This window comes from uncultured Murdochiella sp., assembly GCF_902488755.1.
In the GTDB taxonomy this organism is placed as follows: Bacteria; Bacillota; Clostridia; order Tissierellales; family Peptoniphilaceae; genus Murdochiella.
Window position 1 is genome coordinate 19,379 of record NZ_CABTXF010000002.1, and the last position, 23,400, is coordinate 42,778.

The 23,400-nt window shown below is 48.9% G+C and carries 21 protein-coding genes and 1 other RNA gene; 17 read left to right on the plus strand and 5 right to left on the minus strand.

The features are described from left to right. Nucleotides 1-17: 17 nt before the first annotated feature. Both RDL68_RS00390 and RDL68_RS00395 read right to left on the minus strand, forming a co-directional pair. Nucleotides 18-2,594 (minus strand): hypothetical protein, encoded by a 2,577-nt coding sequence (locus tag RDL68_RS00390; protein ID WP_308539684.1) that lies wholly within the window; start codon nucleotides 2,592-2,594, stop codon nucleotides 18-20. Further along, the gene (locus RDL68_RS00395; RefSeq protein WP_308539685.1) at nucleotides 2,591-4,672 is read right to left on the minus strand and encodes an MMPL family transporter; all 2,082 of its coding nucleotides are present in this window, start codon (nucleotides 4,670-4,672) and stop codon (nucleotides 2,591-2,593) included. The genes RDL68_RS00390 and RDL68_RS00395 overlap by 4 nt, the downstream gene beginning before the upstream one ends. A 173-nt stretch (nucleotides 4,673-4,845) precedes the next feature. On the opposite strand from RDL68_RS00395, the gene RDL68_RS00400 reads away from it, so the two are divergent. Beyond that, a complete protein-coding gene (locus RDL68_RS00400) occupies nucleotides 4,846-5,664 on the plus strand; it encodes a purine-nucleoside phosphorylase (RefSeq protein ID WP_308539686.1) in 819 nt (272 codons plus the stop codon). On the opposite strand, the gene RDL68_RS00405 is transcribed toward RDL68_RS00400, so the two are convergent. Further along, nucleotides 5,659-7,302, minus strand: a complete 1,644-nt coding sequence (locus tag RDL68_RS00405) for a M20/M25/M40 family metallo-hydrolase (RefSeq protein ID WP_308539687.1) — start codon at nucleotides 7,300-7,302, stop codon at nucleotides 5,659-5,661. The two genes, RDL68_RS00400 and RDL68_RS00405, sit on opposite strands and share 6 nt — an antisense overlap. Nucleotides 7,303-7,475: 173 nt before the next feature. Between RDL68_RS00405 and RDL68_RS00410 the strand changes: the two genes are divergently transcribed. From RDL68_RS00410 to RDL68_RS00460, 11 genes are all read left to right on the plus strand, one after another. Next, nucleotides 7,476-7,709 carry a hypothetical protein gene (locus RDL68_RS00410; RefSeq protein WP_308539688.1) on the plus strand — a complete coding sequence of 78 codons (234 nt, stop codon included), beginning with the start codon at nucleotides 7,476-7,478 and terminating at the stop codon, nucleotides 7,707-7,709. A gap of 237 nt (nucleotides 7,710-7,946) precedes the next feature. Further along, on the plus strand, nucleotides 7,947-9,497 hold the full coding sequence (locus tag RDL68_RS00415) for a pyruvate carboxylase subunit B (RefSeq protein WP_308539689.1): 1,551 nt from the start codon (nucleotides 7,947-7,949) through the stop codon (nucleotides 9,495-9,497). Between the two features lie 117 nt (nucleotides 9,498-9,614). Beyond that, nucleotides 9,615-9,899 carry an OadG family protein gene (locus RDL68_RS00420; protein ID WP_308539690.1) on the plus strand — a complete coding sequence of 95 codons (285 nt, stop codon included), beginning with the start codon at nucleotides 9,615-9,617 and terminating at the stop codon, nucleotides 9,897-9,899. 41 nt (nucleotides 9,900-9,940) lie between these two features. Then, the gene (gene thyX, locus RDL68_RS00425; protein ID WP_308539691.1) at nucleotides 9,941-10,567 is read left to right on the plus strand and encodes an FAD-dependent thymidylate synthase; all 627 of its coding nucleotides are present in this window, start codon (nucleotides 9,941-9,943) and stop codon (nucleotides 10,565-10,567) included. Between the two features lie 185 nt (nucleotides 10,568-10,752). Next, nucleotides 10,753-11,178 carry a PCC domain-containing protein gene (locus RDL68_RS00430; protein WP_308539692.1) on the plus strand — a complete coding sequence of 142 codons (426 nt, stop codon included), beginning with the start codon at nucleotides 10,753-10,755 and terminating at the stop codon, nucleotides 11,176-11,178. Continuing rightward, nucleotides 11,171-11,815 (plus strand): hypothetical protein, encoded by a 645-nt coding sequence (locus RDL68_RS00435; protein ID WP_308539693.1) that lies wholly within the window; start codon nucleotides 11,171-11,173, stop codon nucleotides 11,813-11,815. The genes RDL68_RS00430 and RDL68_RS00435 overlap by 8 nt, the downstream gene beginning before the upstream one ends. An 81-nt stretch (nucleotides 11,816-11,896) precedes the next feature. Continuing rightward, nucleotides 11,897-12,583, plus strand: coding sequence for an anaerobic ribonucleoside-triphosphate reductase activating protein (locus RDL68_RS00440; protein ID WP_308539694.1), 687 nt, complete (start codon nucleotides 11,897-11,899; stop codon nucleotides 12,581-12,583). 274 nt (nucleotides 12,584-12,857) lie between these two features. Further along, the gene (locus tag RDL68_RS00445; RefSeq protein ID WP_308539695.1) at nucleotides 12,858-14,924 is read left to right on the plus strand and encodes a ribonucleoside triphosphate reductase; all 2,067 of its coding nucleotides are present in this window, start codon (nucleotides 12,858-12,860) and stop codon (nucleotides 14,922-14,924) included. A 208-nt stretch (nucleotides 14,925-15,132) separates the two neighbouring features. After that, an RNA gene (gene rnpB, locus RDL68_RS00450) (RNase P RNA component class A) lies at nucleotides 15,133-15,460 on the plus strand. Nucleotides 15,461-15,679: 219 nt separating this feature from the next. Beyond that, nucleotides 15,680-16,006, plus strand: coding sequence for a DUF6110 family protein (locus tag RDL68_RS00455; RefSeq protein ID WP_308539696.1), 327 nt, complete (start codon nucleotides 15,680-15,682; stop codon nucleotides 16,004-16,006). Between the two features lies 1 nt (nucleotide 16,007). Further along, entirely contained in the window at nucleotides 16,008-18,089 is a 2,082-nt protein-coding gene (locus RDL68_RS00460) for a heavy metal translocating P-type ATPase (RefSeq protein ID WP_308539697.1), read from the plus strand. Here the strand turns inward: RDL68_RS00460 and RDL68_RS00465 are convergent. Next, a complete protein-coding gene (locus RDL68_RS00465; RefSeq protein WP_308539698.1) occupies nucleotides 18,071-18,484 on the minus strand; it encodes an AraC family transcriptional regulator in 414 nt (137 codons plus the stop codon). The genes RDL68_RS00460 and RDL68_RS00465 overlap by 19 nt on opposite strands. Before the next feature lie 288 nt (nucleotides 18,485-18,772). Here RDL68_RS00465 and rplM point away from each other — a divergent pair, with 288 nt between their 5' ends. From rplM to RDL68_RS00485, 4 genes are all read left to right on the plus strand, one after another. Next, a complete protein-coding gene (gene rplM / locus RDL68_RS00470; RefSeq protein ID WP_308539699.1) occupies nucleotides 18,773-19,201 on the plus strand; it encodes a 50S ribosomal protein L13 in 429 nt (142 codons plus the stop codon). Between the two features lie 13 nt (nucleotides 19,202-19,214). Continuing rightward, nucleotides 19,215-19,604, plus strand: a complete 390-nt coding sequence (rpsI, locus tag RDL68_RS00475) for a 30S ribosomal protein S9 (protein WP_308539700.1) — start codon at nucleotides 19,215-19,217, stop codon at nucleotides 19,602-19,604. Nucleotides 19,605-19,727: 123 nt separating this feature from the next. Next, a complete protein-coding gene (locus RDL68_RS00480; protein WP_308539701.1) occupies nucleotides 19,728-20,567 on the plus strand; it encodes a zinc dependent phospholipase C family protein in 840 nt (279 codons plus the stop codon). A 24-nt stretch (nucleotides 20,568-20,591) separates the two neighbouring features. Then, the gene (locus RDL68_RS00485; protein WP_308539702.1) at nucleotides 20,592-21,875 is read left to right on the plus strand and encodes an MFS transporter; all 1,284 of its coding nucleotides are present in this window, start codon (nucleotides 20,592-20,594) and stop codon (nucleotides 21,873-21,875) included. A 4-nt stretch (nucleotides 21,876-21,879) separates the two neighbouring features. Here RDL68_RS00485 and RDL68_RS00490 read toward each other — a convergent pair whose 3' ends face one another. Further along, nucleotides 21,880-22,821, minus strand: a complete 942-nt coding sequence (locus RDL68_RS00490) for a TIM44-like domain-containing protein (RefSeq protein WP_308539703.1) — start codon at nucleotides 22,819-22,821, stop codon at nucleotides 21,880-21,882. A 132-nt stretch (nucleotides 22,822-22,953) separates the two neighbouring features. Here RDL68_RS00490 and RDL68_RS00495 point away from each other — a divergent pair, with 132 nt between their 5' ends. Continuing rightward, entirely contained in the window at nucleotides 22,954-23,310 is a 357-nt protein-coding gene (locus RDL68_RS00495) for a hypothetical protein (protein ID WP_308539704.1), read from the plus strand. Nucleotides 23,311-23,400 lie beyond the last annotated feature (90 nt).

Consider the following 23,400-nt stretch of genomic DNA (forward strand, 5'->3'; position numbering starts at 1 on the left):
CCTTCTTTTGCTTATTTTTAGTTCGTTTTCGGGGAAAATAGGTTGCGCAAACGATCCAAAAAGCCTGTTTTTTCCGTGCGTGGCGCTTCTTTTTTTTGTTCTTCCGGAACGCGGATTTCTTCGGTCATCAGGACAAATTGTACTTGGGCAATCTTACCATTACGAGCATCCGCGAAGGAAGTGATTTCTTCCTTCTTCGGCTTCATGTCGTTCATCAGCGACTGTACCTTTTCTTCGATTTTATCGTTCATGTTGCCGCTTTGTGCAGCAAACTGCGCTGTTCCCTCTGCCAATTGCTGTGCGCCGCTGACGGCGGATGCCAATCCGGAACCGAAGCGAGAGAAGCCCTCTTGCCACTGCGCAACACCGTCTGAGGTTTGTCCCACGCCATGGAGATATTGGGATAAACCGTTCTCCAAGGTACTGCTGTTCTCTGCCAATTGGTCAACGCCATCACTGTAGGCTTTCATTCCTCCGAACAGTCGTCCAAGTCCACCGGTAAACTGCGTAACACCATCGGCTACCTGTTCCTGTCCGTTGAGCAATGCTTGTGTAGTTTCGGGAGCGATTAACGCATCTCCTCCCGTCAACAGAGCAGAACTGCCTTCTTTCCATTGCTTTAAGCCGTTGGCAAGTCCCTGTAAGCCGTCATAAAATGTTTCTTTTTGGGGAACAGTCGTTTCTCCTCCGCTCACATTTTTGGTTTTGCCAAAGCCTTTGCTCAATTCTTGAATGCCTTTTGTATATTGCGTTAGCCCTTGATGGAAATCGGTATATTGTGTATTTAGGTTTTTCACCCCTTCGGTAAGCGGTGCGCTGCTTTGTCGAAATGCATTTATGGCTTCTACGAGTTTTTGCAAATTTTCTATTGCCAAGGTCATCGCAGATTCCATCTCGTCCGCTTGTTGTGCCGTTTCGGTCATTGCTGTTTTGAGCTGCAATAAAGGTGCCGGACCGTCTGTACCCGGTGTATCATAAAGCGCATGAAGCGCTTGCAGTTGCGCCTCGATTTGCTCTTTTGCCGTTTTTCCCTGGTAGGCAAGGAGCTTTTGGACGTCCGGATTGTCCATGGCTTCGGCGGATAAACCTGCCGCCTGAACAATTTGTGTTGCGTCGGGCTGTGGTGCATTTTCAAGAGCGGTAATCTGGTCGCCAAAGGCGGAATAGACTGTATCCACTGCGTGTTTTGCTTGTTGGAGTTGCGCCGAGGAACCGGCTACGCGCGTTTTTGCCTGCTGCAACTCATCGACTGTTGGCAGCTGTGGCTCAGGAGTTGTCGGGTCTGTACTCCCTTGGGATAGGGCGTTATTTAGTTGAGTAAGTGCCGCCTGTATTTGTCCGGAATAGCCGAGAAGTTTTTCTCCTTCATCACTGAGTGTGGTCAGGGTATCCCGCATTTGTGTCGCCCCTTCCAATAACTGATTCGCTCCGTTTGAAAGTGGGGTAACAGCACCAACACTTTGTTTCGTGCCGGAAACATACTGTTTGACGCCCTCTACATAACCCTTCCAGCCTTCATTCACCTTCATCATGGCGTTCTGAAGAGCGTCGGTACCTTCTATGCTCGTGTTAAGCCCTTCGCGCAGCGCCTTCCCCTTTTCCTGCAGTGTCCTGAGCCCACCGAAAAACTGTGTGCTTCCCTGCGCCAAGTCGCCGGAGGATTCTTTTAAGGCTTCCAGTGCGCCGGAAAGACGACCAAAGCCAAGAGATAGCTCGTCATAACCTTTATTCGCAGAAGAAAGACCGGAGGAGAGCTGCAAAGTTGCGTCATTCAGTGCTTTTGTCCCTTCTTGCAGCTTTTGCAAATCCGGATCTTGGGAAAAATCGGGAAGCGAAAAACTGTCCAAATTCATGGAAAAAGGAATGCCGGCAATGGTAACGGCAGGAAGATGGAAATTGGTGACATCGGCTTGCAAAGAGAATGTCTTGGCTTCGCTACCGGGAAGAACGACAAAGTTAGCTTGTCGATCTCCGCCGACTTGCACCAACGTTCCGCCTTCCGCAGAGATTTGCTCGGCTACCTCGTGGGGAAGCGTTACAGAAGCCTGTAGCATGAGCTGTTCTGCCCAAGAGGAGCTTTCCTCGTTCTGTGCCTTGCTACCGTTTTCCGGTTGTTTGACGGGTGTAATGGTCATTTCCAAACCGAATTTTCCGGATTTTCCTGCTAATTGTTCTGCCGAGATCGGACGACCATCCAATGTATAGCGCAGGGCAATCGTCCAAGGGAGTGTACGTCCGGAAAGTTCGCCCTGATAGAAGAATGCGGATTTTCCCGTTTTTACTGCCGTAGCATCACCCTGTTCGGTTTGCAGATCGCCTTCGACAGAAATTTCTTTCACGGATTTATATGCGCCGAAATCCTTCATCGGCTCACCGTTTGGTTCAAACCGATTCACAACGTAGATGTTTTTTACCGCGCCGTTGGTCGCCAAGGAAGCGTAGACGACCTCTGCTTTATGCTTTCCTGCTGGAAGCGTTGCCTGAAGAGCTGTTCCGGAAGCGGCGGAAACCGGGACACAAAGCGGCGTAGTAAGCAAGGCTGCCGCAAGAAGAAGGCTCGTAATGCGTTTTGGGTTGTGCGTAGACTGATTCATAATTCCTCCTTCGTAAAGGTGTTTTGACGATCTGTCACAAAATGGCGACCGATTGACGTACGTTCAACAAGTCGATCAAAGACGAAAAGCAATCCCGGCAGGACAAAAATAACCATAAGCAGCGACAGTGTAGCGCCACGGGCGAGAACTTCACCAAGTTCGCTGACAATGGTCAGCGATGAGGTGAGATAGAGCACCAGTCCGGAGCAGGTTAAGATGAGCGCGGGTGGAAGCAGAGACGGGATCGTCTCCCGTGCTGCCAGGCCAAGTGTTTCACGGCGGTTGAGCCGCGTGCGATGGTCACAATAGTGTTCTGTATAGAGAATGGCGTAATCTACGGTGGAACCGAGCTGTACAGTGGAGATGATGAGATATCCAATGTAACTTAGCGGGGAGCCGGTGAAATAGGGCACCGAAAGGTTCAGCCAAATCGCAATTTCAATCGTCATGACGAGAAGAATCGGCAGGAAAAGCGAACGGAAGGCGATGGCAATGGTTAAGGCAATCGTCAATACCGCCAGTCCGTTGACGATAATGTTGTCGGAACGCACGGTTGCTCGCATATCGTCCGTTACTACGGGATAGCCGGTCATTTGTATCGTATCGCCATATAACGCTTTAGCAGCTTGACGAATCTCTGCCACCGTGGCAAAAGCAACGGTTCCTTCTCGTGCCATTCTGGTATTGAGAATGAAGTGACTGTAGTTGGGTGAGACCAAGAGGGAAAGTCCTTTTCCGGAGATTACTTCCTGCGGAATAGCAGCATCCGCCATGGAAACATAGGACATAACGGTGTCTACCGGTTCTATTTTTTCAAGTGCATCCTGCAGCTTCTGTTCTTTTTGCAGGTCTCCTCGTGGCACTAAGAGAGAAATCTGCTGTTGTTCCCCAAAGTGCTCGTCTATGGCTTGCAAATCGTGCTCGGCGGCGCTGCCCTGGGGAAAACTTCCCATGCCATAAAGAAAAGCATTATTCTGTGCGGCTAAAAATGCCGGAACAAGAAGAACAGCGACCAGAACAACAAAACGGTAACGTCGGCGATAAATCATTTTTCCCACGCGCTGGAAATCTGGTAACAGCGGACGATGTGAAAGGCGATCCAGCGGACGCTGCAGCACAAGAATGAGCGCGGGAAGGAAGAGCAGTACCGTTAGAAAGGAGAAGAGGATTCCTTTTGCCATGACGATTCCCAAGTCGGCACCGATGCGAAATTGCATAAAGAGCAGCGCCAGGAAACCAAAGAAGGTGGTGGCGGCGGAAGAAGCAATGGCAACCGACGAACGCACCATGGCGGAAGCCATAGCTTCTTCATTTTCCATACCGGCTGCTCGGTTCATGTTATATCGATTGAGCAAAAAGATGGCATAATCCATCGACACTGCTAATTGCAAGACGCCTGCCACCGCTTGGGTAATGAATGATACGCTGCCGAGCATGAGATTTGTACCAAGATTCAGCAGTACGCTTACGCCGATGGTTAGGAGAAATAACAATGGTTGTAACCACGAGGACGTGCTGATGAGCAGAATGGCAAAAACGATGGGAACGATAAAGAGCGTAATGGATTGAATTTCGGAATTGACGGCGTTCTGCGCACTTGCCAGCTCCATTAGCTGTCCTGAAATCCAACAATCCTCTTTTACGGAGCGTAAAAAATCTACGGAATCCCGCGCTTTAACCGTGTCGGCAGAAACCTGGAACAACGCCCGTCCGTCTTTCAGATAGGTATTTACCGTATCCGTATCGAGCTGTTCTGTCGGCGTGTGAATATCCGCCATGTCATCCAGCCACAGCACTTGATTCACGCAATCCGCCTTACGTAATTTGTCTTTGATTGCGAGGGCTTCGCGCACCGAGTCGACCGGATAGGAAACTCTGGCATTCGGCATGGCAAAAGAAAACTCTTTTTTTAAAGTCTGCAGCGCCTCTGCCGACGGCGCATGAGCAGGAAGATAATCCGCCATGTCGTAATTTACTGGAACTTTAGTGGCAGCGACGGCCGATAGCGCCGTGAGGACAACAAACAGCACAAGAACGGCAATGCGATGGCGCAAAACAAATGCAGCACTTCGTTTCATGAGCACCCCTTACCTTGGTTCAATCTGTAGCAGAGCGAATACGGGACAAACCGTTTTCGCCTGGTGAACGTCAATCCTATCCCTTATACTTATGATACGTGATTTTGGGAAAAAGAGTTGAGAAAAATGTGATGATTCCCCTATGGGGAAACCGAAAGAAAGGAAGATACATCATGAATGCCATACAGGAAAAAGTGAACCATTGTGTAGAACAAGTGCGCCGCCGCGTAACCGAATTGCCGCGCATAGGAATTGTCTTGGGATCCGGTTTGGGCGATTTGGCAGAAAAGATGGAAAATCCTGTCTATGTTCCTTATGCGGAAATTGATGGTTTTCCGACATCGACAGCGCCCGGTCATGTTGGACGCTTTGTTTTTGGACGTTTTGAAGGCGTTCCGACCGTGATGATGCAGGGGCGCATTCATCTTTATGAGGGATATCCGGTTTCGGATTGCGTATTGCCCATTCGTCTGATGGCATCACTGGGAATAGACACCCTCATTTTGACGAACGCGGCAGGTGCGATCAACAAGACGTATCATGTGGGGGACTTTTGTTTATTAAAGGATCACATTTCGTCCTTTGTTCCTTCTCCGCTTCTCGGTCAAAATGTCAGCGAATGGGGTGTGCGCTTTCCGGATATGAGTGAAGTGTATGATGCCCAATTACGTGAGAAGATGCATCGTGCGGCACAGAAAGTCGGTTGCACTTTGCATGATGGCGTCTACATCCAATTTACGGGTCCCGCGTATGAAACACCGGCGGAAATTCGCATGGCATCGGCGATGGGCGCAGATATGGCAGGCATGTCCACTGTCATTGAGGCGATAGCCGCGCATCACATGGGTGTTCGTTTGGTAGGCGTTTCTTTAGCAACCAATCTTGCTGCTGGCGTCGGCGCTGCAAAACTGAGTGAAGAAGAAGTTATTGAAGAGGGAAAAAAAGCGGCTACGCGCTTCCAAGCGATGATTCGCAACTTTGTAGCGCTATAGTTTTTTCCACGCCTGCTTGATGGTTTCTTCCATCAGAGCGGGCGTTTTTATTGTCAAATCTTCGCGATGAACCCGTTCGCCGACATTGTGCAGATCTTTTCCCCAAGGTCCGATGTTGAAGACCGGCATGGTGTAACGACGGATGAGATCCAACGGAAGGGAATATCCTTCTTTCCAGAAGAGCAAATTCTCTTCCACAAAGGAGATTACCGACGCGTCAGCGGTAAACATCGCATAGGATAAATCACAAATCCCACGAAAATAGTTATCGACATAGAGGGATTGACCAAAATGCTCTTCTACAAAACGGGAAAGATGGGTGACGATCGCATCCGTGCTTTTCTGCGTCGCTAAGTCGCTGTTATTGACCGGAGGATAGTAAGGTGCTGCCAAACCGATTAAAAAGCACGGATCCTCGCTTTGCCAATGGCGAAGATACGATTCCATCAGCTGCAGTGCGCCTTCGCGAAAATCAAGCTCGCCGTTTTTCACTTTTTCCGCAATGAGCTCTTCCAACGTTTTTAGGTCAACATTCTGTTTCTGCAGGGCGGCTTTCAACGATTCCACGGTTAATACTTGTACCTGTAGGGGAGTGGGTTCGTCCAAAGCCAACGGGGTTTGTTCGCGATATGCCCGATAATTTCGTTTGCGATCCGCCAGCACTTTTGCGCCTGCCCGTGCCGCTTCACGGCAAAGGGCGGTCAACACTTCTTGCGGCGTGCGCTCTAATGTGAGCACATTAAGATAGCCACCGGCAAATTCCGGCAAGGAAACGTTATAGGCTTCTCGTCGGTCGCGGACGGAAAGCCAGGTGGCGCCCGGCGTGGTGGCATTGCCACGATGTTCGACCATAGCCTGCCACAACTCCGTTTGCTGCACCAGAGCGCTCATCATGTGAAGCGGATTAAGACCGGCATAAACGTCGCCTAAATGGACACTTTTTCCCCGCGCCAAGACAACGGGCATCATCTTTCCGATGCTGCCGTCGTGAATTACCCTTGTCTCCGGCGAAGGACGATGATGTGGTTCGGCATCGATCATCAGAATAAATTGCAGACCAAATTGTTTTTCCAGTTCCGCAAAAAGGGATACGGCTGCGCGCATACCGGCGGAGCCCGTTTCTTCATCCGGCACGCCGATGACGAGCAGACTGCCTTCCGGAAATGTCTTTTCGTGTGCTTGTTGTGCCCTTTCTTCCAACAGAGCAAGCTCGATAGCGGCGCCCCCTTTCATATCGCAGGAGCCGCGCCCAAAAATCCAGGTGTCGCCCTCTAAATCGGAACGAATGTCCTGATCGACAGAAATTTTGCCTTGTCTAAGCAACGACTTGATGTCATCCGGACGATAGGCGAGCGCCCTGGCATCGCCATAAGCCGTACTATCTACTACATCCATGTGATGAATCAGTACGACGGTGCGCGTCGTTTTTCCCTGCACCAAGCCCCAGACAATTTCACGATGAAGACGATCATCCGGACAGGGAAAAGTTCCCCATTGTTTCGCGTTTTCCTGAAAATAGGGAAGCGACGAAAAAAACGTGCGATAAAACGATAAAGCTAAATTTTCGTCGACAGTGCCGGTTACGGTAGGCAAGGTCATAAATTCCTTTAACAGCGATTCAATCCGTTGGGAACGCATAAAAAGCTCCTCTCGCTTTTTTTCTAATCATAACATTCGTAGCACGAAAAGAGGCACAATGTACATTTGTAAATGATGTGAGACGAAAAATATGCTCCTTTGATGGCGGGATAATTACGGCTGTACAATAGGAAAATGCGGAAAGCCGCCGTAAGTTCCGTGGCTGTATTACGGTGGCAAAACGCAAAAGCGCGGAAAGCCGCCGTAAATCCCGTGGCTGCATTACGGTGGCAAAACGCAAAAGTGTGAAAAGCCGCCGTAAAGTGAGCAGAATATTTACAGTGGTAAAACGCAAAAGTGCGGAAAGCCGCCGTAAATCCCGTGTCTGCATTACGGCGGTAAAACGCAAAAGTGTGAAAAGCCGCCGTAATCTGTGCCCCGGCGCACCCATATTCCATGAGCGTTAATCATCCCAAGGTCTACATAGGCAACCGATTTGATTTATTTAAATAGCGTTTCCTTTCATTGTTTGGTTGACACTTTCATTGCACAGGAATTCTCTCTTTATTTTTTTCTTGGTCTCACATCAATTGTATCTCTACAAACAGGACTTCATGAAAAGCCGAACAAACATTTTCCCTTTTCTTCTATTTCCACTATAATAGGTGCAGTGGGTCGATAGCGATGGACAGAGAGGACAAAAAATGAGCGAAGTGTTTATTCAGGATTTAACGGTTCGGGACGGCAATCAGTCGCTTCTAGCAACCCGTATGCAGCGTGAAGACATCATCACGCTGGTGGAAGCATTGGATAAGGTAGGGTTCCATTCTCTCGAAGTATGGGGAGGAGCAACTTTCGATTCCGCGTTCCGCTTCTTGCATCAAAGTGCGTGGGAGAATCTCCGAGAGATTCGTCAGGCGGCAAAGAAGACCAAACTCTCGATGCTCCTGCGCGGACAAAACGTCGTCGGATATCGTCATTACGACAACGATACGCTGGAACGCTTTATTCGTTTGACACTGGAAAACGGAATTGATGTCATTCGTTGCTTTGATGCGCTCAACGACACCAACAACCTCAAAAATGCGTTCAAATTTGTGAAAAAGCATAATGGTCATTTGCAAGGAGCGATTGCCTATACCGTAAGTCCGGTACACAACAACGACTATTATGTAAAATTAGCCAAAGAATATGTGGATATGGGTGCCGATTCCATTTGTATCAAAGACATGGCAGGCATTTGCACACCGCAGAATGCGTATGAATTGGTTTCTGCGTTAAAGGACGCATTGGACGTGCCCATTGATTTGCACACGCATACAACCGGAAACGCCACGCCGCTGGTCATGTTGCAAGCTATAAAAGCCGGTGTGGATGTTGTGGACGGTTGCATTTCTCCCTTCTCCGGCGGAACATCGCATTTGGCGGACGAAACGCTTCTGGAAGTTGCCAAACTGGCGAACCGCGAAGTGAATATTGACCGGGAAGCCCTTAGCGAAGCCTACGAAATTGCGGATCGTTTAGCCTCCAAGTACATTGCTTCCGGCGATTTGCGCGCCCGTTCCCTGGTGCCCAATCCAAAAATTCTGACCTACCAGGTGCCGGGCGGTATGCTTTCGAACCTGTTGAGTCAGTTGGAAGGGCAGAAGAAAGGGGATCGCTTCAACGAAGTGCTTCAGGAAGTGCCCCGTGTACGCAAAGATATGGGCTATCCGCCGCTGGTAACGCCACTTTCGCAGATGGTCGGTACGCAGGCGGTGATGAATGTGCTGTTTGGCGAACCGTACAAAATGGTACCCAAAGAAATTAAAGATTACGTACAGGGCTTTTACGGACGTTCTCCGGCGGAAAAGAATCCGGAAGTGGTCGCTAAAATTCTAAAAGGCATTGAGCCGAAGAAACCGACCGACCCCGATGATCTTCCGTACGTTTTCGAAGACGAAAAGAAAAAACTGGAAAAAGCCCTTGGACGCGAGGCAACCGAAGAAGAAGTTGTCGCGTATATTCTGTTCCCGCAGCAGGTTGAATCCTTCTTAACCGGCGCTTGGAAGGCGGAAGAAGAGGCGGCAAAAGCCAAAGCGGCAGCGGAAGAAAAAGCCAAGCAGGAAAAAGCAGCTGCAACAACGCAAGGGACAACTACGCCCAGTGCCGGTTCCGCAACATTTGAAAAAGTGGCGGTCATGGCAGTGGCAGCGCATCTTGCCTCCGGCAGCGGAGCAGAATGCTTCGAGATGTTTCTTCCCGAAGGGAAATAAGATAAAATGACAAAGTCATCTCACCGGAAGCACTGGTGAATAGTTGGTTTGGTAGCCATGCACGAAGACCGGTATTGGTTAACCGGAAATCGTGCAAAGACAAAGAAAGGACGTACAATGAATCCATTCGGTTTGGGCGATGCCCTTTTCGTCAGCGTATTTTCGATGCTGATCGTGTTTTTCATTCTGATTTTGCTGACGGTCATCATCAGTTTGCTCAAGTACATTCCGGGCGGCAAAGAAGAAGCGCCGAAAAAGCCGGCAAAGAAAGCCCCGGCTGCTGCAAAGACCTCCGCAAAGCCGGCGTTGGATGGTCGTATGATCGCCATGCTCACCGCCTCCTGTGTGGCGCAAGAGAGAGCAAAAGGCGATGTCCGCGTACTCTCCTGCCGTGAACTGTAAGAGGCTGAGTAGAGCGAACTGAGTCAGAGAAGGAGAAAACGATGCAGATTATTCCCCCGTCCGTAGAAATTTTGGGCAATCCGGATTCTCATCAGATGCTTCGCAATATGGAAGCGGCAGGGCGCGTTTGTTATAAGAGCGAAGCCAATATCAAAGAAAATACGGCAGGACCGTTTCTGCGCCGTTTGGTTCAAAGCGGACACGAGAGTGTGATTGAACACGAAAAATTGACCGTAAAAATCGTCTGTGACCGTGGCGTTACGCATGAAATTGTTCGGCATCGCATTGCCAGCTACAGTCAAGAAAGCACGCGCTACTGCAACTATACGAAAGACAAGTTCGGAAACGAACTTACCTTCATTAAGCCGTTGTTCTGGGATGAGGGAGACGCCTGCTACACGCTTTGGAAGGACCAGATGGCTTCCATTGAAAAAGGCTACTTTGCTCTTATCGAAGCCGGTGCGACACCGGAAGAGGCACGAAGCATTCTGCCGAACAGCTTAAAAACGGAAATCGTTGTAACGATGAATATGCGTGAATGGCGTCATTTCCTGCGTCTGCGCGGTTCCAAGGCAGCGCACCCACAAATTCGTGAGATTGTTCGTCTTCTGTTGCCGAAGTTCCAAGCCCTTTTGCCGGATCTTTTTGAGGACATCACGATTGCTTAATAACGGTAGTAATACAGAGAAATGCGGATGGCTCCTTTCGACGAGGAAGGGGCATCCGCTTTTTGCTTGCCGGTGTTATAGCGAAGACCTTCTTCTTGACCCTCATTCTCCGCTGCGAACAGAACAAAGCCAGGTAGTGGGGTATAATGGAGCAAAATGAAGCCAACGAAAGGATAGGAGGAGTCATGGAATACAGACGTTTTGGCGATACGATTGTGTGTCGTCTGCAACGAGGAGAAGAAATCCACGAACAGTTGGAGAAAGTCGCCACAGCAGAAAGCGTAACCTTAGCGGAGGTGCGCGGCATCGGTGCCATCGACGACTTTACGGTCGGTTGCTACGATGTGAACGAGCAGAAATATTATAAAAACCACTTTACGTTCCCGGCAGAAATTACCATGCTCTATGGCAATATTACAACGATGGACGGCAAGTACTATGCGCACATTCATTTGACAGCGGCAGATAAAGAAGGTCATGCGTTCGGCGGTCATCTGAACGAAGCACGCATTTTTGCGACGGGCGAATTGTTTATTCGTGTTCTCGACGGCACGGTGGAGCGCGAGAAAGATGAGCGCATCGGATTAAATGTCTTCCGTTTTCTTGACTGAACGCATGGGAAAGCGCGCGGGTCGTCTGCCTATTATCGATCCGGCTGAGGATATTTTTGAAAAGGAAGGAGACGGCTGGCATCGAGAGGAACACATTCTTCTTTCGGAGTATCCGTTGCTGCAGATGCGTCAATTTTCCCATACCAATCATTGCTCCCTGACGGCGTTAACATCGGTCTTTTGCTGTTTTCGTCGTCAGGGGTTTACCCGACTTCCTGCGGATCCGCAGGAAGTATTTTCCGTTGTGCATGATTTGGCGCGTGCGCATTGGATTTATACTCCTGTTTTCGGCACGTATCCTTGGCGCATGGCGGAACTCGCCCGTCGGTCCTGGCACCATTTCGGCTATCCGGGAAAGGCATGTACCACATTTGTGCTCTCTCCGCGCGACGCTTTGCAAGACCTTTTCCTTGACGAATTACGGGCACACCGTCCCGGTCTGATCAGCTTTACCTTTGCCCCTTATCGTAGCCATACCGTGACCTTTTATGGTGCGGAAATTTGGACCAAAGGGGATCGGCGGCGGGTCTATCTGCGCATCAATACGCATTGGTCGGTTGCGCCTCAATATGTAGATGTGGACACCTTGGGAACCTGGCGAGGTTCTTATGCGGCGCTTTGCCTGCTTCGGGCATAGATCTTTTCTATCGGATGGCACAAGTGATCTGTGCAGTTTTGTGGACAACGGCATGGAGATGCCTGTTAGGGAAGGAACCCCATGATCATACACGGTTTGCAAAAATTATCTCTTTTGGATTTTCCCGGACGTACTGCGGCGACTGTCTTCTTGGGTGGCTGCACGATGCGTTGCTCGTATTGTCATAATGCCGAAATTTGGGAAGTGAATCGGCCCGGCATCATGGAAGAAGAGGATCTATATACGTTTTTACGATCACGTACAGGCTTTTTGCAAGGCGTATGTTTTTCCGGCGGCGAACCGCTCATGCGAGAGGATTTGGCGGAGGTGATTCGCACTGTGCGCGCCATGGGCTTTGCCGTAAAGTTGGATACCAACGGGCTGTATCCGGATCGTCTGAAGGCGCTTCTTGATGAGGGGCTGCTCGATATGGTGGCGATGGATATTAAAAATGAGCCCGCGCGTTATGCGGAAACCGTCGGTCTTTCACATATTGCTATGCGGCGAATTGCCGACAGTGTCAATCTTTTATTCGGCGCGGATATCCGTGTGGAGTTTCGTACCACGGTGACCACGCGTTTTCACGATATTCATTCTTTTGAGGTGATCGGAGAGTGGCTTGCTGGTGCCGATTTTTATGCTTTACAGCCGTTTCGTGTATCGGAGTTTGTGCCGGATGCTACGCTCGGCACACCGAGCCGGAAAACGCTGGAAACGTATGCTTCCATCTTACGCCGAACGATTCGGCAGGTGGAAATTCGGGGTTAAATGTACAATCATCCGCAGGCAAACAGCATCTCGTCTTCCGAAAGAGATCGTTCACCAGCGGATAGCAAAGAATAGCCGAAACGAATCCCGACTAAAACACTACACATATATGGTGGAAGAAAAAGAATCTAACACTATATATTGTGCAATACGGAAGATCATGCTACACTGTTTTTATCATGTTCCGGTTGAGAGCAGGTTGAAAATCACCGATGCCCTGTTCTTTTGATTTTGCGCCGGAGCGCAGGAAAACACAGTGAATAAGGAGGAGAGCGTGATTACCGTAAAGAAACGCGATGGGTCGTATGCCGCCTATCGCATCAAGAAAATTCAGGATGCCATGCAAAAGGCTTTTCTGTCCACCGGCACACCCGTTTCGGACGATGTGTTGGAGCTTTTGGCTCTGCGTACCACGGCGGATGCCGGAAAACAAGCCAAAGATGACATTTTAGAGGTGGAAGTTATTCAAGACAGCGTTGAGCGCATACTGTCCAATTGTGGTTATCCTGATGTCGCCAAAGCCTATATTCTTTACCGTCAGCAGCACGAAAAATTGCGTCGCGTGAACGATACACTTTTGGATTATAAAAAGTTAGTGGATGATTATCTGAAAATCAATGACTGGCGCGTTAAAGAAAATTCGACGGTCACTTATTCGGTAGGCGGACTTATTCTTTCCAATTCCGGCGCAATCACGGCGAATTATTGGCTCTCCGAAGTATACGACAAAGAAATCGCGGAGGCGCATAAGTCAGCGGCAATTCATATTCATGACCTTTCCATGCTGACCGGCTATTGCGCAGGCTGGAGCCTTAAGCAGCTCATTGACGAAGGGCTCGGCGGCGTACCGGGAAAGATTACTTCTGCGCCGGCAAAGCACCTTTCGACGTTGTGTAACCAGATGGTGAATTTTCTGGGCATTATGCAAAATGAATGGGCAGGCGCGCAGGCATTCTCCTCGTTTGACACGTACCTTGCGCCTTTCGTCAAGGTAGATCACTTAGATTTAGACGAAGTAAAACAATGTGTGCAGTCTTTTGTCTATGGCGTCAATACGCCGAGCCGCTGGGGAACACAGGCACCGTTTTCCAACATTACGCTGGACTGGCGCATTCCCGACGATTTGAAGGATATGCCGGCTGTCGTGGGCGGAAAAACCATGGATTTTACCTACGGCGATTGCCAGGAAGAAGCCGATCTCGTGAATCGCGCCTTCCTTGAGGTGATGCTTGAAGGCGACGCCAACGGTCGCGGCTTCCAGTATCCGATTCCGACGTACTCGATTACGCGCGATTTTGACTGGTCGCCGACGACGAACAACAAGCTGTTGTTTGAGATGACGGCGAAATATGGAACCCCCTATTTTTCTAACTATGTAAATTCGGATATGGATCCTTCTGACGTGCGCAGCATGTGCTGTCGCCTGCGGCTGGATTTGCGTGAGCTGCGAAAAAAAGCCGGCGGATTCTTCGGCTCCGGCGAATCCACGGGCTCGGTTGGCGTGGTTACGATTAACCTCCCTCGTATCGCGTATTTAGCAAAAGACGAAGAGGGGTTTTACAAGCGTTTGGATTATCTGATGGATGTGTCCGCCCGCTCTTTGAAACTCAAACGCGACGTGATTACCAAACTGTTAGACGCGGGTCTGTATCCGTATACCAAGCGTTATTTGGGTACATTTACGAACCATTTTTCAACCATCGGTTTAATCGGCATGAACGAAGTGGGACTGAATGCCACTTGGCTGGGCAAAGATATGCAAGATCCCAAGACGCGTCAATTCGCCAAGCAAGTGCTGCTTCATATGCGCGAACGGTTGAGCGACTATCAGGAAAAATACGGCGATCTTTACAATTTGGAAGCCACGCCGGCAGAATCGACCACCTATCGATTCGCCAAGCATGACAAGGAAGATTTTCCGGACATCAAGACGGCGAACGAAAACGGCACGCCGTATTATACAAACTCCTCACACCTTCCGGTGGGTGCCACCGATGACGTGTTTGAGGCGCTAAAAGCCCAAGACGAATTGCAAACGCTGTATACTTCCGGTACGGTGTTCCATACCTTTTTAGGAGAAAAGCTCCCGGACTGGGAAAGTGCGATGTCCCTGGTGCGCGCCATCGCACAGAATTTCCATCTGCCGTATTACACCATTTCTCCGACGTATTCCGTATGTCCCAATCACGGCTATCTGCCCGGCGAAGAACACGTCTGTCCACACTGCGGCGAAGAAGCCGAAGTCTACAGTCGTATTACCGGCTACTATCGTCCGGTACGCAACTGGAACGACGGAAAACAGCAAGAGTATCACGATCGCAAGGTGTATGATACAATATAGTAGGAAGGCATTCATTAGACATTTTACAAGACAAGGAGTAAAACTATGGAACAATTAGCTGTATTAAACGTGGTTCTTTCCCTTCTCAAAATCGTTTTTCTCATTGCTGGAACGCTGTATTTTGTGAAACATTTGAACAAGTAATCCCTTCTACATGGTCGTGGTTTCTTGCAAGTTTTCGCTATTTCCAGTAAGATGAAGCCGATGAAAAGTAAGTCGGAACATCGCGAAGAGAACCCTATTCGAGGAAAGTCCGTGCACCACAGAGCAGAATGCCGGATAACGTCCGGTGGAGGCGACTCTAAGGATAGTGCAACAGAAAGAAACCGCCAGAAATGGTAAGGATGGAAAGGCGAGGTAAGAGCTCACCGGCAACCTGGAGACAGGTTGGCCCTGTAAACCCCATTCGGTGCAAGATCAGAGCCGATAGGCAGTTGCTCGCTGCGGCTCGACGAATCGCTTGAGCGTCTTGGTAACAGGACGACGAGACAGATGATGTTCAGAAACAGAACACGGCTTATCGATTTGCTTTTCAGAAAAGGAACTATGCGGAACCTTCGGGTTCCGCGTTTTTTTTTTGTTATTTGCGAAAAAGGTTACAGAAGAGAACAATGAATGAGCGGACAAGATAGAAATAAATTGATAGTTTTGTCTTGTTCGACGGAACAGGCTACGGTACCATTTTTTCAGACGCAACAGGTGCGTTTTTTGCAAAGTAAGCGTTTTAGGTAGCTTTGGTTAGAAAAGAGGAAAACATGAAGAAAAAACTAATTTATACGGGTGTAGGCGTGTTGCTTGGTTTGGTATCGGATAAGCTGTGGAAAACCAAAAAAGTACGTTCTTTAGCGGTAAGCGCTGTTGCAGGCGGACTAAAAGCAAAAGAGAGCTTGGATAAAACAATTGAAAAAGTGCGAGAAGAGACCGGCGACATTATCGCAGAAGCGAAAGTGAAGAAAGCGGAAGAGCAAGCGCAGGCACAAGCGGAAAAGGAAGCGGACAAAGCAAATAGTGATATCGTGAAAATTGCCGAAACCGTTGAGGAGACCGCTGAAGCGCATTGCACTGAGGAAAGCGCGGAGTAAGGTGAAGGCATCCATTATTCATCGTCTTCCCGGAAGATCTCGTTTTCATCTTGCGGAAGGGTTGACTTACGAAGAGGCGAATGCAATTAAATACCTTACGGAAGGGGTGGCAGGTGTCAAGCGTTGTTCCATTTCCCCATTGACCGGCAATGCTGTTGTGGAATATGAAGAGCAGGCGCTAAAAAATATTGCCCGTTTTTTTCTCACACTGGATCGCGAAAGCTTACAGGATGTAACGATAGAAGATGTGTATTTTGAACCTGTCGCAGAGCGGGATTTTTTTCACCTGCTGCGCGATGCGGTACAGATGCGTCTTCTATACAAGTTTTTTGTCCCCATGCCCATTCGCATTGCGCTGACGTTATATCGTGCCAAAGCCTATCTGTATAACGGATGGCAATCTTTGCGCCAAGGTAAGTTGGATGTGGCTGTCTTGGATGCTTCCGCGATTGGCATTTCGTTGTTAACGAGAGATTTTAAGGCTGCCTCTTCTACGATGTTTCTTCTGCATCTCGGCGAGGAGTTGGAGGACTGGACGATTAAAAAAACCAGGGCGGACTTAACCCGCAGTTTGGCGGTGGGAGTAGACCGTGTTTACGTCTTGGAAGGCGAGGAGCTGGTAGCGAAACCCCTGAGTCATGTTCTTCCGGGAGATGTGGTAGATGTCGGGATGGGAAGTCGTATTCCGGTCGATGGCGTTGTCGTGGAAGGGCAAGGCATGGTCAATCAAGCTTCATTCACCGGCGAAAGCCTTCCCGTGGCGAAAGAAATCGGTTCCGGTGTTTTTGCCGGAACGGTGCTTGAAGAAGGAAGATTGCGCATTCAAACCTCAGCCATTTCAACAGAATCGCGGTTGCAGCAGATTATTGAGCGGATCGAAGAAAGCGAAAAAAACAAATCCAACAAACAAAAAGAAGCGGAAAAACTTGCCGATTCGCTGGTCAAGTACTCTTTTTTGGGCGCGTTGTTGACCTTTGCCTTAACGAGAAGCCTGTGGAGAGCTAAAGCGTTCTTTATGGTGGATTATTCTTGTGCCTTACGTCTGACCATTCCGATTGCTGTTATGAAAGCGATGAGTCAAGCCGGCGAACAGGGAATATTAGTAAAAGGCGGAAAATATCTGGAAAACTTGGCAAAGGCGGATACCATTGTTTTCGACAAGACCGGCACCTTAACCCAGGCTTTGCCCACGGTGGAGAAGGTTATTGTTTTCGGTCCTTACTCCGAGGACGAGAGTTTGCGCATTGCGGCATGTCTTGAAGAGCATTTTCCACATTCCATTGCGGCGGCAGTGGGTCAAGCGGCTAAGGATCGTGGCCTGCGTCATGAAGAAATGCATTCTGAGCCGGAGTATATCGTGGCGCACGGCATCGCCTCCACTATTAACGGGAAACGGGCGATTATCGGTTCGGAACATTTTGTGCTGGAAGATGAAGCGGTTTCACTAAGTGAAGAAAACAAGGAGATGATCAATCGGTTGAAAGAGTCGTCTTCTTTGCTGTACTTAGCGGTAGACGGCAAGTTGGTTTGCGTATTGTGTATTACCGATCCGATTCGACCGGATGCGGCTAAGACCATCCAGAAGCTTCGCACACTGGGGGTAAAGAATTTCTATATGCTCACAGGGGACGCGGAAAACGCCGCGGCGCATATCGCCGAACAATTGCATTTGACCGGCTATCGCTCTCAAGTGTTGCCGGAAGAGAAAGCAGATTTTCTAAAGACGATTAAGGCGGAGGACTCTACCGTCATCATGGTAGGGGACGGGATTAACGATTCAGTTGCGCTTTCACAAGCGGATGTAGGAATTTCCATGCACAAAGGCGCAGATTTAGCAAGAGAGATTTCGGATATTGCTATTGGCAAAGATGATCTCTCGTCCTTGGCGGATCTGATCCTTCTGGCACGAGCGCTACAGGAGCGAACACGTCAGGATTATCGTTTTATCCTTTCGTTTAACAGCCTATTAATTGGTTTGGGGCTTTTCGGCATCCTTTCCAATACGGGCTCTGCTTTTTTGCATAATGCTTCGACGGTGGGAACAGCTATGGCGAATATGAAGCGCTATCGCGTTCTTCCGTAATGCTTATCCTGCTCCGCTTCCTGACGAAACGCTCTGGGCGTTGTCCGGTAGTAGCGTCGAAAGGAAGCGGAGAAATAAGCAGGAGAAGAATAGCCGCATTCTAAGGCGATACGCTGTATACTCTCTTCCGTAGCGAGAAGGAGATGCTTGGCGTGCTCCATTCGTTTCCGATAGATATATTTTTTAATATTTTCTCCCATTACGCGCTTAAAACTGATGCTCAGATAAGCACGACTGATAAAAACGTGCGATGAAATATCGGTCAATGTAAGTGGTTTGGTCAGGTTATGCAGTATGTATTCTACAGCAGCATGAACGGAACGAAGCGTTTGTGCCGAAATTTTTGACTCGTTCCCGATATAGCCTTCTATGGGCGTGTGATCCGATGAAAGCATAATCCCTCCTAAGTTAGTTAAAGCTAACATAGTTTACCATAAATCATGAGATAGGGAATCGGATATAGAAGTTTTTTGCAGAGCGTAAATTTCCGTCAGGCGTCGTTTGACATCCCATGCCTCACTCTATATAATATTTGGGTATCTGTTTGGGCATCTTCGTGCCCCGGATCTTCGGTAATTCCTTCGCAGCGTCGATGTGCGAAACAAAAATTGTCGAATCAACAAAACCCGCTTCTCTGATCGGCGGAGTCAAAATGGACAGAGCAGGAAGAAAAGGAGCAGAAGATGAAAACAACCTTAGCAAAACCGTTGGAGGTGGAGCGCAAGTGGTATGTCGTCGATGCGAAAGACCAGGTGGTCGGACGTCTCGCGGCGAATATCGCTGCTGTGCTTCGCGGAAAACACAAGCCGACGTTCACGCCGAACGTGGATACGGGCGACTATGTTATCGTCATTAACGCCGAAAAAGTGCGTCTGACGAATGACAAAGAACACAAAAAGATGTACAAGCATCACACCGGATTTGTCGGTGGACGTCGTGACATCTCCTACATGGACATGCTGGAAAAACATCCTGAACGCATTTTGGAACGCGCCGTTCGCGGTATGCTTCCGCATAACACCTTAGGACGCCAGATGTACCGTAAGTTGAAGGTGGTCGTGGGACCGGAACATAAACATGCCGCCCAGATGCCGGAAGAGTTAACGTTTTAAGTAGGAGGATACGATGGATCAGCAATATCGCGGAACAGGCCGTCGCAAATCGGCCGTAGCACGAGTTCGGCTCCTTCCGGGAAACGGACAGGTGCTTGTTAATGGCTATAGCCTCGAAGAATACTTTGATTATCAAACCCTGCGTGACATCTGCACACAGCCGTTGGAGCTGGTTGGTCAGCGCGAGGGCTTTAACGTCGCTGTTACGGTAAAAGGCGGCGGTTTCACCGGTCAGGCAGGTGCCATTCGTTTGGGCGTTGCCCGTGCACTGCTTGACTTTGACCCCAATCTGCGTCCGAGCCTAAAGAAGGCAGGCTTCCTTACACGCGATGCGCGCAAGAAAGAACGCTACAAATACGGTCTCAAAAAAGCACGCAAGAGTCCGCAGTTCTCGAAGCGCTAACTATTACAATTTCTATTTTCCGAGAAAAGAGATTCCGTTTGGAGTCTCTTTTTTTGTACCGTGGTGAGCGAGCGCAGTCTTTGGTAGAATGAGAACGGAAGACAGAAGAAAAAAGGGGGAATCATGCCGACAACCTATACACACTATGCCTTTGGGCAAGCTGTGCGCGACTTGCTTCCGCATGAATGGCAGTCTTGTGTGGATGCCCACCGTGACGTATACAATTTTGGAGTGCATGGACCGGATTTGCTTTTTTATTATCATCCGTTGAAAGCAAATGAAATAAACCGACTGGGCGGGGCTATACATCGTCAACCGGGCAGCGTGTTCTTTTCCAAAGCCAAAAATATTTTACGGAGCACGCAGAACGAGGCAGAGAAACAAGCGCATTTCGCTTATATTTTGGGGTTTTATACGCATTTTCTTTTGGATGCGACCTGTCATACTTTTGTGGAAGCCCATGTTCTGCGCGCAGGCGTCTCGCATAATAAAATCGAGGCGGAGTATGACGCGCATTTGCTGCGCAAGGAAGGCAAAGAGCCCACTATGGAAGACCGCTCGACGCTGCTTTGTGCAAACGCAGAGGCGGCGGAAAGCATAGCTCCTTTTTTCGGGTTAACGAAGGATGTCATGCAGGAAGTGCTGACGGGGCAGGTAAAAACGCTGCATCTGCTTTATTCGCCATCCGGCATAAAACGCGGGCTGATACGAGGTCTGGTGTCTCTATTTCACATAAAAGGCAATTTTGGGGATTTGTTTTTGGATAAAGAAGAAGATCCGCGCTGTTCCGCTTCCAATATTCGTTTGGATGCGTTGCGTGAAGAGGCACTGGTTCGCGCAAAGATATTGTTGCCCGGCTTTCTTGCTTTTTTGCAGGACGAAGGCGAATTGGACGCTTTTTTTGCTCGGCATTTTGAAGAAGTACGAACGCCTTCCGGTGAACTGGATCTACACTACGCATAATGAGTAAGGGGAGAGAGGAACACAATGCTGAAAGGATTAAAGAAGAAATTTACACCCGGTGAACTGTCTTGGGTACTCTATGATGTGGCAAATTCGGCATTTACTATGCTTGCTACCACACTGATTCCGATCTGGTTCAAGGTATTGGCGATTACCGGACAACCCGGCGGATTGACCTCCGATGAAGCGACGGGGCATTGGGCGTTGAGTGTTTCCATCGTCACCGTCATTGTTGCGTTGCTTGGTCCAGTCTTTGGCAATATTGCTGACTATCGTCGCTATAAGAAACCTTTCTTTACCACCTCGTTAGCCATTGGCACCATCGGCTGTATGCTCTTCGGCGTAACGACAAGCTGGTTATTATTCTTGCTATTGTTTATTTTCGTGAAAATTGCGTATTCGGCATCGCTCACGTTCTATGATTCCATGCTGGTCGATGTAACGACACCGGAACGAATGGATGAGGTTTCTTCCCATGGATACGCATGGGGGTACATCGGTTCTTGTATTCCCTTCCTGATTGCCTTATTGGCGTATGTTGCCGATGAGATGCTGCACATTTTAGATCCTGGCATTGCCCGGCTCATCGGCTGTGTTGTGACTGCGATTTGGTGGTTTGCGGTCACTATTCCGCTGCTGAAGACCTATGAACAAAAGAATTACGTAAAAAAGGAAGCCCCTCCGCTGCTTTCGAGTTTCTCTGCCGTGGGAAAAACCCTGATCGACATTGTCCGTCACGAGCGAAAAGTCTTCCTGTTTTTATTAGCATTCTTTATGTATATTGACGGTGTGGGGACGATCATTAACAACGCCATCAATATTGGAACGGATTTGGGCTTGGATACCGTGGGGCAAGTGATTGTATTGCTGGGAACCCAAGTAGTAGCTTTTGCTTTTTCGCTATTCTTTGCTCGTCTGTCCAGAACCTATCGGACGGCAAATCTCATTATGGTTTGCATTGGCGGTTACCTTGCGGTTTCGCTTTATGCTCTTCGTCTGCAGGCGCTGTGGCAATTCGGCATTATGGCATTTGGCGTCGGCATGTTCCAGGGAGCGATTCAGGCACTGTCACGTTCGTATTACTCCAAAATCATTCCGCCGGAACATGCCGGTGAATACTTCGGCATTTATGATATTTTTGCCAAAGGCGCATCCTTTTTAGGATCGTTTGCCATTGCCATGGTGAAATATGCCGGAGGCACGATCAATATTGCTGTAGCGACGCTGGCGATTTTCTTTATCTTCGGGCTGGTGTTCATGTGGCTTGCGGACCGCGTACCCGATGAACGACGCAACCCAATAGAGTAGAGGCTTAGGAACGACGCTGTTGCAGAGGTTGTAAGGCGGTGAGTACCCATTGATTCGCTCCTGTGGTCACTTCTGCGCCACAGTATTCGCAAATACCGTTTTGACTGATCGATAACGAAGCACCGCAATTCGGGCATTGCGTGACCTTGGTTTCCGTCGCTTTTTCGGTCTTTACTTCGAGATTGCGCATGAACTGCATACGATAGGTCATGGTGTAACGGCTTTCCTTATCGCCCTTGATGACTTCGCCGCTTTCATCTTCAATCACGTAATCGCGGTAGCGAGCTTCCAGAAGAATGCTCAGGTAGGAATTTTCCTGGTCTTCTTCATAGGCGTCAAAGTTGGTATTGAGGATGGAAATATCTTCCACCACATTGGTTTGTCCTTTATCAATGTATACCTGTAATTGACGAGCGTGTTGATCATACAGACTGTTGGACTCAAATGCCCGAATGCCGCGCCAGTCTTTGGCTGTCCAGGCTTGCTGCAAAGCGATAAAGACATCGGAAGCGCGCAGCAGAAATTCCGGTTTGGAAAAGCTCGGATCACGTTCTAAAAGGGCATCCAGATTGACATTCTCTTTTGGCTTTACCGATGCCGAAGAGGACGGACGTGATGTTGCAGAGGGGTTTCCGCCGTTTTTCTGTTTGGCACGCGAACGGATAAACCAGAAGGCAATTACGATGACCGCTGCCCACGGATTTCGAACAAGGAAATACAGAAAAAACGGATCAATGCTGTTTGCGGAACTGCTGCCGCTGTAATGATCGTTTCCGCCATAATCGTTTCCACCGAAATCATAATCATTACCGCCGTAATCGCCGCCCCAGTCATTTGTGCCCCAGTCTACGCCTCCGCCGACATCGGCATGACCGACAAGGGGTGCTACGACGACACAGAGCAGAACAAGCGCAATCAGTGCTCGAAATCGAAAACGTTTTTTCATAAGCCCTCCTCATGATGATGCGTGCAAATGCTATGTATGGAATCCACCTCAATTATACGTTTTGTCTTAAGAAGTTGTCTATAGCGCATAACTACCCTCTATGGTAAGATAGCAGCAGATAGGAGAGAGAATATGGCAAGTTTATTCGGGATTATCGGAAAATATAAAGCGAACTTAACTATGCTTCCCATGATGATTTTGCTCTTCGTGGCGCTGACGCTTTTGCTCTATGTGGTATTTCATTCGTACAAAGGAATAAAATATCTCCCTGCTGCCGTAGGGATTATTTTAGGGGTGGTGTTCTTTTTTCGAGGCATTGCCTTAAAAGCGCAGATTGCCGGTTTAGAGAACATGTGGCGATGCGTTTATTTCTTTGTTGCCGGCTGTATTGCGCTGGCGACGGCGTGGTTGGTTCGGCTGATCGAGACCTTTTCAGACGATCCTGCACCAAAGAAAGAACGTGCCAAAAAAGAGATGCGTAAAAAATAGAACGATTAGAATTGTAATAAACGAAGAATGAAACAGCCGTTGCCGACAGGGGGATACCCTGAGACAACGGTTGTTTTATACTGCAAACAA

What these genes read in the sequence shown, in the direction of transcription:
- RDL68_RS00390 (WP_308539684.1), bottom strand. Translation starts at nt 2,594, where the DNA reads ATGAATCAGTCTACGCACAACCCAAAACGCATTACGAGCCTTCTTCTT.
- RDL68_RS00395 (WP_308539685.1), bottom strand. Translation starts at nt 4,672, where the DNA reads ATGAAACGAAGTGCTGCATTTGTTTTGCGCCATCGCATTGCCGTTCTT.
- RDL68_RS00400 (WP_308539686.1), top strand. Translation starts at nt 4,846, where the DNA reads ATGAATGCCATACAGGAAAAAGTGAACCATTGTGTAGAACAAGTGCGC.
- RDL68_RS00405 (WP_308539687.1), bottom strand. Translation starts at nt 7,302, where the DNA reads ATGCGTTCCCAACGGATTGAATCGCTGTTAAAGGAATTTATGACCTTG.
- RDL68_RS00415 (WP_308539689.1), top strand. Translation starts at nt 7,947, where the DNA reads ATGAGCGAAGTGTTTATTCAGGATTTAACGGTTCGGGACGGCAATCAG.
- RDL68_RS00420 (WP_308539690.1), top strand. Translation starts at nt 9,615, where the DNA reads ATGAATCCATTCGGTTTGGGCGATGCCCTTTTCGTCAGCGTATTTTCG.
- thyX (WP_308539691.1), top strand. Translation starts at nt 9,941, where the DNA reads ATGCAGATTATTCCCCCGTCCGTAGAAATTTTGGGCAATCCGGATTCT.
- RDL68_RS00430 (WP_308539692.1), top strand. Translation starts at nt 10,753, where the DNA reads ATGGAATACAGACGTTTTGGCGATACGATTGTGTGTCGTCTGCAACGA.
- RDL68_RS00440 (WP_308539694.1), top strand. Translation starts at nt 11,897, where the DNA reads ATGATCATACACGGTTTGCAAAAATTATCTCTTTTGGATTTTCCCGGA.
- RDL68_RS00455 (WP_308539696.1), top strand. Translation starts at nt 15,680, where the DNA reads ATGAAGAAAAAACTAATTTATACGGGTGTAGGCGTGTTGCTTGGTTTG.
- RDL68_RS00465 (WP_308539698.1), bottom strand. Translation starts at nt 18,484, where the DNA reads ATGCTTTCATCGGATCACACGCCCATAGAAGGCTATATCGGGAACGAG.
- rplM (WP_308539699.1), top strand. Translation starts at nt 18,773, where the DNA reads ATGAAAACAACCTTAGCAAAACCGTTGGAGGTGGAGCGCAAGTGGTAT.
- rpsI (WP_308539700.1), top strand. Translation starts at nt 19,215, where the DNA reads ATGGATCAGCAATATCGCGGAACAGGCCGTCGCAAATCGGCCGTAGCA.
- RDL68_RS00480 (WP_308539701.1), top strand. Translation starts at nt 19,728, where the DNA reads ATGCCGACAACCTATACACACTATGCCTTTGGGCAAGCTGTGCGCGAC.
- RDL68_RS00485 (WP_308539702.1), top strand. Translation starts at nt 20,592, where the DNA reads ATGCTGAAAGGATTAAAGAAGAAATTTACACCCGGTGAACTGTCTTGG.
- RDL68_RS00490 (WP_308539703.1), bottom strand. Translation starts at nt 22,821, where the DNA reads ATGAAAAAACGTTTTCGATTTCGAGCACTGATTGCGCTTGTTCTGCTC.
- RDL68_RS00495 (WP_308539704.1), top strand. Translation starts at nt 22,954, where the DNA reads ATGGCAAGTTTATTCGGGATTATCGGAAAATATAAAGCGAACTTAACT.